Below are 251 nucleotides of genomic sequence, written 5' to 3' on the forward strand. Positions count from 1 at the left end.
TATCAAGAAGCGGTTAGGAGCGGGACGCTCCGAATCAACGCCTGTGGAGACTACACTCCCTACGGACACCGTTTCGGTATCTGCAAAGTGCGTCATGGAAGCAGGAAGCCCCATCACCAGAAGTCGCGAGTGGTCAGCGTAACTTTTGAATATCGGTGAGGAACTTTTTGATCCAACCATTCGCAAATCCAAGACGTTGAGAGAGATCTAAGAATGTGTCAGTGACAAACTGTTTGAAATGCTCTTGATTC

General features: G+C 48.2%; 1 pseudogene. It reads left to right on the plus strand.

The annotated features are described in order from the left end of the window. A pseudogene (locus O2S87_RS19355) lies at positions 1-142 on the plus strand (RNA-guided endonuclease TnpB family protein); the annotation flags it as partial. Positions 143-251: the final 109 nt, after the last annotated feature.

The organism is Halohasta sp. A2 (genome assembly GCF_056175805.1).